The following is a 9495-nucleotide window of genomic DNA, read 5'->3' as shown; positions in this document are numbered from 1 at the left end:
GTTAAAATGAATACCAGATTAGATAATAGAGTATTTGATCTTAGAGTTCCTACCACTCAAGCAATATTTAAATTACAATCAGGAGTTGCTCATTTATTTAGAGAATATTTAGATTCTCAAAATTTTATAGAAATACATTCTCCTAAATTAATCGGAGGAGCTTCAGAAGGAGGCTCTAATGTATTTAAATTTAAATACTTCAACCAAGATGCATGTTTAGCTCAATCTCCTCAGTTATATAAACAAATGTGTATAATTTCGGATTTCAAAAGAGTATATGAAATAGGCCCTGTATTCAGAGCAGAGAATTCATTCACTTCTAGACATTTATGCGAATTCACTGGGTTGGATATTGAAATGGAAATAAAGGAACATTTCTTTGAAGTCTTAGATGTTTTAGGGGAATTATTCTATTTTATATTTAAGGGCTTAAATGAAAGATATGCAAAAGAATTAGAAATAGTAAATAATCAATATCCTTTCGAACCTTTAGTTTTAACACCTGAAGTGCTTAAATTACCCTGGAGTGAAGGGATTAAATTACTCACTGAAAACGGATTTAAACAAGACATTAATGAAGATTTAGATACAGAAAATGAAAAAGCTTTAGGAAAATTAGTTAAAGATAAATATAAAACTGATTTTTATATTCTATACGGATATCCAAAAAGTGCAAGACCTTTTTATACTATGCCTGATCCAAAAGATGATAATTTCACTAATTCATTTGATGCTTTCATCAGGGGAGAAGAAATCCTTTCAGGAGCCCAAAGAATTCATGATTATGATTTGTTGTTACAAAAAGTTAAAGAAAAAGAAATTAATCCTGAAACTTTAAGTGATTATTTAAATGCTTTTAAATTAGGAGCTCCTGCTCATGGTGGAGCTGGAATTGGATTGGAAAGAGTTGTTAAATTATTTGTTGGTCTTGGAAATATTAAAAAATGTGTTTTGTTCCCACGTGACTCTTCCGATCTAGCCCTTTTTCACGAATTCGGTGATTTTATCCGTAAGATCAAGCGTATCAAAGTAATCGCCCGAATTCTTATATTCCTTGAAAAACGAGTTTTCGACACCCTCATGAGCCTTCTTTATTTGCTTGCTGTTTACAGTCAATGTTGTGGAATCCACGACAGTCGTATCAAGCCATACGCACAAACCGGAATAATTGTCCGTCGAAATCGGATAGCGGTAACGGATCTTGAAGCATGCCGTACCTTCGGGAACCCCCGGACTACATTCCTTCAAGACGGAATATTCGGAAATTTCCCTATAGAACGTGTAATCCGTTCCATCATCATCGTCGGAACAGGCGAAGAGAAATGTTGCAAGAGCAGATATGAGATAAAGTTTTAAAAAGCGCATAGAAATCACGATAACAATGTAGAAAAAACACAAGACTAGAATGCAAGAAAACGTTGTAAAATATCAAATCCCGCCCAAAACGAGCGGGATTTTCAACAAAACAAACGCAATTCGAATTACTTCAAAATTACATTCTTTGCGTTGACCATGCCATTCTGCTTAACAGTCACAATATAGCGACCGTTAGGAACAATGCCAGAGTTCCACTTAATTTGGTGAACACCTGCCTGAAGATTGTTCTCTACGATATTTGCGACAACGGCTCCCTTGACATTGGCAACGGTAATTCTGACATCGCCTGCCGACTTGAGTTCAACAGCCACGGCAGAACGGTCAAGTCCCTTAACCATAGGTGCAGACAACTGTTCGGCATTAACCGGCTTGGCAACGACTTCTTCGGCGGCAGTCTTGTTCAAACCGCCATTCGGTCGATGATACGAATAAGCGACATACATTTCTGTATCTTTTCGACGTTCACCAGCGTTATACATGAATTTATTAAAAGCAGTTCGATAAGTGGAAGAAAGCCCATAATAATCCCATGAATTTTCATTTCTGGAATTTTCATCATCTATAAAAATTTGAGTTTCAAACAAAGTATATACTTGGCTTGCGCCACCAGAAAGTTCTGCGTAATTAGGAGCATAAGCAAAAAATCCATTTTCATAGAGTCCACCACCAGGGAACGACGGAGCAAAAGAACAATCATATGGGGTAGGACAGGTTTTCTTAGGAACAAAACAGTAATACAAATCTGCATTATGTCCTATTTCGTTAGGATAAACATTTCCCCAAGAATAGTTATCTTTGCCATCTTCGGTATCATGATGTCGTTTAACTTTATACGAGCCTGTAGGGCATGCATCATCAAGCAACAGAACAGCATAATCATATTTAGTTTTATAATTAATGTTATTAAAGTTAAGCACATTAAAGACACAATACTTAAAGGTGATTGAAGTTTTATCTTCAGAGATATAAACCCCTGGGACTGGAATAGACCCCGGTGTAACATCCCTTCTATCTCTCCTTTGAGAAAGGATTCTTGTACTAGGATTATCGTCATCTTCTGTATTCAATTTTATGGTGACAGTCTCACCGGGGCATGCGTTTTCCCCCTTCAGCGCACCAATTCTAGCAGCAAAGCACATCGAGGCTGCAATAAGAACCAATGGGTATATTTTATTCATATTTTATTTTCTCCTTATAAAAGTTTCCATATAATATAACATAAAAAAAAACAAATTATTTCACCTTATACAAAATTTTACAAATAATTTTATCAATCACTTATCTAAAAAAATTCATACAAAAACAATCATATAACATATAATCAACAAAACAATAGCTAGTACAAATAAAAAAAAATCGTCACCAAAACGGAACCCGGGTAACAAAGTATAGCAGTCATGCAGGATTTATTCCGACACTAGTCAATCTGTCCCCCCCCCAAAAAAAAAGCCCATTCAACTACATCAGGGCAAGTTCTAGTCGGGGATGATAAAACAAAAGAAATATGAGGAAACAAAAAGAAAACCGGGCGCTTTTGCGTCCGGCTTTTAAATTCGTCCAAAGCGAAATTAGTTGGCTTCTTCCGGGTAAACGGAGACCTTCTGGCGCTTTGCATCGAGGCGTTCAAACTTCACCTTGCCGTCAACAAGGGAGAACAAGGTAAAGTCCTTGCCCATACCAACATTGTTGCCTTTGTGGAAGTGAGAGCCGCGCTGACGAACGATGATGTTGCCAGCCTTGACGACTTCGCCTGCGTACTTCTTAACACCAAGATATTTGGCGTTACTGTCGCGGCCGTTACGTACTGAACCTTGACCTTTCTTATGTGCCATGGATTAAGCCTCCTTAGCCTTACGCACAGAGTTCTTCTTGACCTTAACAGGCTTCGGAAGGCCCTGAGCGATCTTTTCCTTGCGAGTGAGCGGCTTGTTCTGAACCTTCTGCTTAGCAAGGGCAGCCACGCGAGCGCGGTTGCGGGTAATAACTTGAGGGTCAACGACTGCAGATTCAGCGCCGGAGCGGAGTTCCGTGACGAGCACCTCGGTATAGCCCTGACGATGGCCGTTACGACGTTCGTAACGGGTACGACGCTTCTTCTTGAACACGATAACCGTGTCATACTTGCCATGGGCGAGAACTTCGACCTTGACAGATGCGTCATTCAGGACAGGGGTGCCGACTTGTACTTCTTTTCCGGAGAAAAGAAGAACGGACTTGAGCTCCAGTTCGGAACCAACAGCGGCGTCGATTGTCGGGAGCTTGTAGGCCTTGCCGAGTTCGACTTTATACTGGAAACCACCTGTTTCAACAATAGAATACATTTTTGTAATCCTTTTTAGGTTGCTATTGGAGTCCCAAATTTAGTAAAAGAATGCAAAAAATCAAAGGGGATTAGGCGAAAAATGACGGAAAACGCATCTTTTTCAAAAATTTCGTAATAAAAATAAAAGTCTATTTCTTGTTATGGGGTATTTAATATTGCGGTTTTTATACTAGATTATGCTCATGTTTGAGCAAGAAAAAATACAGGAACTGACATCGCGCCAACAAGAAATCCTTTCATTACTGCGCCAAGGATTCACGAATCCCGAGATATGCAAGGCTTTGAACATATCCTTGAACACGGTCAAAGTCCACCTTACCAACATTTACAAGATTCTAGAAGTCACAAACAGGACCGAAGCGGTATTCAGCGATGATTCGCCGGAAAACGAAGACCAACCTAAAAAAGGCCGCAAAGAAGTAAGCAACTGCAAAGACGTAAACGTGGTATTCCTGTCCAACGTTCCCGAACAAACCAAAGCGCACAGCCTTTACCTGTCTATTATCGAAGCAATCCATCAATATCACATATTCCGCATCACGGACGGATCTGAAAAATACACCAAACCCAGTTTTCTAATAGAAGCCTCCACAGCACCGAACAGCAACGACGCGCTGCATATATCGATCAAGATAGGCAAGTCGCACGAAATTCTTTGGGCAACAAATGTAAAAACAGACTCCGACGAAATCAGCGTCTTGGCCCAGAAGTCCGCCATTCTCTTGTTTAGAAACATGCTTCTCGCCTCTGCCAAGCTGAATTACACATCAAGGAGCCCTATCCCCTACTGGTGGTATGCTTCGGCATACTCCTACGCCAAACTCGAAAATCGCAGCGAGGAATCGTTCGAAATCAGCAAAAAGATGCTTACTCCGCTTGCCACGGACAGCACGTATAATGAATTTGCATTTTACACGCTCGCCACATCATACTACATCGCCATTTTCGAAAATTGGGGAAACGTACAAGACAATGTAAAGGAATTAGGCGAATTTGCACGCAAGGCCATGTACAATGCCCCCTATTCCTTCTATTCGCAGATGATTATGGCGATGTTCAACATTTCCATCGGCAACAAGAGCGAAGCCATCGCGTACTTGAAGCAGGTCATTGAGGCGAACCCGCAATTTGTCATAGCGCGCACAATCCTCACGCAAATTTACATGTTGACCGGCCAAGACAAGCTCGCGATGGAACTCATCGACGACAACATGCGCTGCATACCGGAATCGGCCCTACAGCCTACATTCCAGGCAAAAACATTCATTTTGCTGTTGCAGGGCAAATTTGACGAATGCAAAAATTTTGCAAAACAAATTTTGCTGTTCAACCCCAAGGCCATGGCTATCCGCCTGTGCATCATCGCCTGCTGCAACATCAAGGGCGAAACCGCCGAAAGCGAAGAACACCGCAAGCAACTCTACACATACACCCCCAACATCACCAAAAAAGATGTAGAATGGATGCTAAAAGGCATTGACGAACAGAAAAAAGTCTTCCTTTGGAACTGTCTCCAGAACGTTTTTACCGAAAATTAATTTATCTCTAATACCTTTTTCACATAAAAATAACCCGAATGGGCTATTGCTTTCGCACATCGGCCATGCTATCTTTGTTATTAGAAAATTGGAGAAGGACAAAGCATGACAGAACAGAACAATCAAATTTTACAAGACGAAGAGGAAAAGCCCATTGAACTCAAGGACTTGAAACCGGGGGATATTCTCATTTTCGACGGAGAGGAAGGCAGCATCATATCAGAATTGATAATGCTCTTTACCCACTCTAAAGTTACCCACGGAGCTCTTTTTGTGCAAAACGGGGACGAAGCGGCACTTGCAGATTCTGGAGAGTGTGGAATCAACTTGCATTTGGTCACAAGCAATCCCGAAGCACGCGGAGTCCATGTCCGTCGCCTAATTAAAGAAGGAGGATTTGGTGACGATTACGACAAAATCGTGGCACCAGTTGTTGAAATCGCCCGCGATTATGCCCGGCAAGGACTCCCCTATCCTTATTCTGATCTCGTACTGCTTGCAATGATCATCATTTTCAAGGACGTTTCCAACGTAGCGCTCACCTACCCCAACGTCATCAAGCTTTTGCAAGTCGTCGCGGCAGAACTCAAGACGCTCATCGACGAAAAATTCCACGACGGAAAACACACGATGGTTTGCTCCTCGTTCGTTTACCAATGCTTCCTCGATGCGTCCAAGGACAATCCCGACTTGAAGCTCCATATCGAAAATGGCGACGCGCAGGCTCCGCAAAAGGTAAAGCGTTCAGCGACACTGTTCGATCTGTACGCCGAACACGCTGCCGAATACAACTACAACACCAAAAGTTTTGCTGATGCAAAAACCGAACCGGTTAAGGAATCCATCGAAGAGATTTTAAGGAACCTTGTCGATAAAGAAAACAAGAATCACGTCAACTTGATCAAGAGCAACGCTTTGAGCAACGCCATCGAAGAGTTTTTGAAAGCTCTCCTCAAAGCGGCAGGAATCGTAGTCAACAGCATCGAAGAACTGATAGAAAACGCCCGAAAGCAACAGGCCTTGTTCGTCACGCCGAACGACTTGTACAGCCACACCACAAATACGGTCAGCGTTGGCAAAGTTCCTCTAGACAGAAACAGCGACGAATACAACCCGTAACCGAATTTAATAATACTCAACTCAAAAAACACCTCAAACATTCAAATAATGCTGCAGGGACCAAAGCTTAGGCCGAAAGTTCTTGCAGCATTTTCGTATGAGGATCACCGCAAAAAAACGCAGTTCCGCTATTGCAACGGGAACTGCGCAGAAGTAATGGGATCCGCGCCGTAACAGGAACAGCGCGGTGGCAATGGAATCTGCGCAGCAATAGAAACCGCGCCGTAACAGGGACTGCGCGAAAAATTAAGCGCTGACGCTGAGTTCGCTTACTGCAATTGCAGGCACTTTGTAAGTCGAGAACGGGTCGCGGTATTCGTTACCGACAGCCACGATATTCTTTATAATGTCGAAGAAGTTGCCGCTGAGCGTCACACCATCGACCGGGTGCTGCACTACGCCATTTTCGCACCAGAAGCCATGCGCCCCGATGCTGAGTTCACCACTCACGGAACTGCAACCGGAATTGCCTTCCAAGCGAACGACGAGCAAACATTTCGGGAATAGTTTGAGGAGTTCCGCTGTCGTCATCGCTCCCGGCGGAACGAGCAAATTGAAGAAACTCGTGGACATTTTGCTTCCAAAACCGCGTTCGCCGTTGCCGGTCGTTTCGCGATGGGCCTTCGATGCGGTTTCGAGGTTGTAAAGTGCGGAGTTAAACACGCCGTTTTCGACAACTTTGACGCGCTTCGTGACGCAACCTTCGGAGTCAAAATAGAACTTGTGTTCGAACAATTCGCCCTGCGGGTCGTTCCAGAGCGAGAACACGTCGCTTGCAATCTTTTCGCCCTCTTTGCCGTCGAGGCGAGACTGCCCCTTCTGCATGGTTTCAGCCATAAACGGCTGGCTGTACATGCCGAGGAATCGGGCCGAAATGCGTTCCGAGAGAATGACCGGAATCTTGCCGCCTTCGATTTTTTTCGCACCGAAGAGTTCCGTGGCGTATTCTGCGGTACGACCCGCAATTTCTTCAACCGTAAAATCGTTCCAGTTGCGACCGCTTTTTACAAAATTTCCAAGCTTCTTGATGCCATCGCGGCTGGCAACAGCACCAGCCCCCACGGACGCACTGTTCGAACGGGCTTCGTAGAAAAGCCCCGTGTTATTCGCAACAATGGAATAATTTTTTTCGATATCGCCACCGAGGTACGGGATGTTCTCGATTTCCTTGGATTTTGCAAACGTAGCCTTTTCAAGTTCAATGCAGAAATCCTTCATCGTCGAGAGGTCGAGCGATTCAAGCGCAGGATTGTAGTTCGGTTCTTCCTTCGGGAGTTCGACCGCCTGCGGAAGCGTAATGTCTATTTTTTCGGTCCACTGCGTGTGGCAAAGAGCGTCCTTGAGCGTCTGGCGGAGAGCTTCGTCAGTGAGGCGTTCCGTATGAGCATACCCCGGACGGCCATCCTTGATAACGCGGACACCAAGCCCCACGGAATCAGAAATTTCCGTGTTCTGCACTTGCCCCTGGAAGACAGAAAGCCCTTCGGAATGCGCGTTGGAAGCGATAACATCGAACTGTTCGGCTTCGCCCTTGGCGAGGTCGCACATGAAAGAAACAGCGTCTTTAATATTCATGACACAAGTATAATAATTTTATCGAGCTGCTTTGCTTTTGCGTTCGAGCATTTTCCAGTAGGCGGCGGGACTACCCGTCACTGATTCGAGAGCATTCGCGATTTCCGTCGAGATGCTGATTTCGCCAGCAATCAGCTGGTCAAGCATTTCTATCGAGAGGCCCACCCTACGAGCAAATTCGGGTTTGTCAATCTTGAGCCATTCTATTCCTTCGAGGATCGCCTGTCCCGGCGTTGGGGTTCCATGTCTTGGCATAATTTTTAGTGGTTAGTAAACAGTGGTTGGTGGTTAGGTTGTATGTGTTAGGGATTAGGGGTTAGGGGTTAGGTTGTAGGAGTTATTCGCTGTAATTCTTTACACACCGACAGACTCAAGTTCTGCCTTGAGTTCCATAATCCGTTCTTTAGAAAGATGCAAATATCGTACAATTTTTTCCAACGGTTCGTTATCAGCTAGCATTTCACGAGCAATTTCATCCTCTCTTTTTTCAGCCGCCGCTTGCGAGGCCTCACTTACAAGGTCCTTTATTATAGCTTCATAATCATCGACTTCATGTTCATAATTGTATGTCATAGCCTTTTCCTGCCTGTTCAAAAGTTCTTGACTTGCGTTGACGATTCGAAGATTTTCGATTGCTTGTCGAAAAATCGGGTCGTTTGTCGGGGGCATAGCCTCCACGCCGCACGCTATCAGATGCAACCAGAACGATTCTCGAGTATCAATCGCCGGGTGCGTCTTGATGAACTTGGGCAAGTCTATAATAAGATACTTTATTTTTTCGGAAACGGGTAGGGTTCGTCCTTTTGCGAGGTCGTTGCCGCTATAGATGCCCCAGTAATCACGAAAATCATCGTGCTCCACTTCTGGGCGAGGAGAGAATTTACAAATCCACACGGAAATGATTTGAGGCAACTCGTAGCGGCGAGCCATGATTTCATTTTTCACAATCTTTTCGTTTTTGCGGGCTATTTCAAAATCCCGTTTGCTATGAATAACGTGATGGGCGTTATAGATCAACGACCTGTCAACGAAAAACGCATGATGAGCATTCTGAAGTTCAATGTTCAGATACTGGCTGCCTCGCGTGGTAACGTGGGCATCGAAGTAAAGCGTTTTATTTTCTGGATAGAACGTGTCAATAGGGCGTTCGAATTGGCTAGCCAAATCAACAACTTCTTCGCAGCCATTCAAATGCAAAATGCTGTTGATGAAATCCGCCATCACTTCTTTGGGTTCCAACATCTTGCGGAATGCAGGACCGTAGCCGGGATCCAGAAACGTCTTCCCCTTCAAAACATCAGGAATTATAATTTGTTCGCTCTCCATGCACTTTTCTCCAGAAAAAAGAAAAACATCCAAATTCATGGATGTCTCGGTGCACTTTTCGAAACCGCAAGAGGAAATGTAGAATAAGCCCCTATTTTGGCAAGACTAAGTTTGTTAAAGTTATGTAAATTGTACTCGAAACGCATCTGCTGACGGACGCGCCGCCGCCCATCCCATACCCATTCGTCGCAAAGCCCGCGGGCGGGCACGGAGGCAGCGGCGTCACGATGATAGAAG

The 9495-nt window shown here is 43.9% G+C and carries 9 protein-coding genes; 3 read left to right on the top strand and 6 right to left on the bottom strand.

The features are described 5' to 3' along the window. On the top strand, positions 1 to 1356 hold a 1356-nt coding region (aspS, locus tag IKG78_RS04495), incomplete at its 5' end, for an aspartate--tRNA(Asn) ligase (RefSeq protein WP_290939951.1). Between the two features lie 125 nt (positions 1357 to 1481). On the opposite strand, the gene IKG78_RS04490 is transcribed toward aspS, so the two are convergent. The 3 genes from IKG78_RS04490 to rplU form a co-directional block, all read right to left on the bottom strand. After that, positions 1482 to 2555 (bottom strand): FlgD immunoglobulin-like domain containing protein, encoded by a 1074-nt coding sequence (locus IKG78_RS04490; RefSeq protein ID WP_290939948.1) that lies wholly within the window; start codon positions 2553 to 2555, stop codon positions 1482 to 1484. A gap of 390 nt (positions 2556 to 2945) precedes the next feature. After that, the gene (rpmA, locus tag IKG78_RS04485) at positions 2946 to 3209 is read right to left on the bottom strand and encodes a 50S ribosomal protein L27 (RefSeq protein ID WP_290939945.1); all 264 of its coding nucleotides are present in this window, start codon (positions 3207 to 3209) and stop codon (positions 2946 to 2948) included. A gap of 3 nt (positions 3210 to 3212) precedes the next feature. Next, positions 3213 to 3698 (bottom strand): 50S ribosomal protein L21, encoded by a 486-nt coding sequence (rplU, locus tag IKG78_RS04480; protein ID WP_290939941.1) that lies wholly within the window; start codon positions 3696 to 3698, stop codon positions 3213 to 3215. 184 nt (positions 3699 to 3882) lie between these two features. Here rplU and IKG78_RS04475 point away from each other — a divergent pair, with 184 nt between their 5' ends. Then, positions 3883 to 5238: a LuxR C-terminal-related transcriptional regulator gene (locus IKG78_RS04475; protein WP_290939938.1), complete on the top strand. Its 1356-nt coding sequence runs from the start codon at positions 3883 to 3885 to the stop codon at positions 5236 to 5238. A 105-nt stretch (positions 5239 to 5343) separates the two neighbouring features. Continuing rightward, the gene (locus IKG78_RS04470) at positions 5344 to 6357 is read left to right on the top strand and encodes a hypothetical protein (protein WP_290939934.1); all 1014 of its coding nucleotides are present in this window, start codon (positions 5344 to 5346) and stop codon (positions 6355 to 6357) included. Positions 6358 to 6603: 246 nt separating this feature from the next. Here IKG78_RS04470 and IKG78_RS04465 read toward each other — a convergent pair whose 3' ends face one another. The 3 genes from IKG78_RS04465 to IKG78_RS04455 all read right to left on the bottom strand — a co-directional run bounded on the left by IKG78_RS04465 (position 6604) and on the right by IKG78_RS04455 (position 9258). Continuing rightward, complete coding sequence (locus IKG78_RS04465) at positions 6604 to 7932, bottom strand: TldD/PmbA family protein (protein WP_290939932.1); 1329 nt, start codon at positions 7930 to 7932, stop codon at positions 6604 to 6606. A gap of 18 nt (positions 7933 to 7950) precedes the next feature. Further along, entirely contained in the window at positions 7951 to 8187 is a 237-nt protein-coding gene (locus IKG78_RS04460) for an XRE family transcriptional regulator (protein ID WP_290939930.1), read from the bottom strand. A 99-nt stretch (positions 8188 to 8286) separates the two neighbouring features. Beyond that, entirely contained in the window at positions 8287 to 9258 is a 972-nt protein-coding gene (locus IKG78_RS04455; RefSeq protein WP_290939928.1) for a PD-(D/E)XK nuclease family transposase, read from the bottom strand. Positions 9259 to 9495 lie beyond the last annotated feature (237 nt).

It is taken from the genome of Fibrobacter sp. (assembly GCF_017545445.1).
Lineage (GTDB): Bacteria > Fibrobacterota > Fibrobacteria > Fibrobacterales > Fibrobacteraceae > Fibrobacter.
Note: the sequence above shows the minus strand (reverse complement) of the source record. Positions and strands in the feature narration are given on the sequence as shown.

Bases quoted from the DNA above. Each gene is read 5' to 3' on its own strand.
- rpmA (WP_290939945.1), bottom strand. From the start codon at position 3,209: ATGGCACATAAGAAAGGTCAAGGTTCAGTACGTAACGGCCGCGACAGT.
- IKG78_RS04465 (WP_290939932.1), bottom strand. From the start codon at position 7,932: ATGAATATTAAAGACGCTGTTTCTTTCATGTGCGACCTCGCCAAGGGC.
- IKG78_RS04460 (WP_290939930.1), bottom strand. From the start codon at position 8,187: ATGCCAAGACATGGAACCCCAACGCCGGGACAGGCGATCCTCGAAGGA.
- IKG78_RS04470 (WP_290939934.1), top strand. From the start codon at position 5,344: ATGACAGAACAGAACAATCAAATTTTACAAGACGAAGAGGAAAAGCCC.
- IKG78_RS04490 (WP_290939948.1), bottom strand. From the start codon at position 2,555: ATGAATAAAATATACCCATTGGTTCTTATTGCAGCCTCGATGTGCTTT.
- IKG78_RS04475 (WP_290939938.1), top strand. From the start codon at position 3,883: ATGTTTGAGCAAGAAAAAATACAGGAACTGACATCGCGCCAACAAGAA.
- IKG78_RS04455 (WP_290939928.1), bottom strand. From the start codon at position 9,258: ATGGAGAGCGAACAAATTATAATTCCTGATGTTTTGAAGGGGAAGACG.
- rplU (WP_290939941.1), bottom strand. From the start codon at position 3,698: ATGTATTCTATTGTTGAAACAGGTGGTTTCCAGTATAAAGTCGAACTC.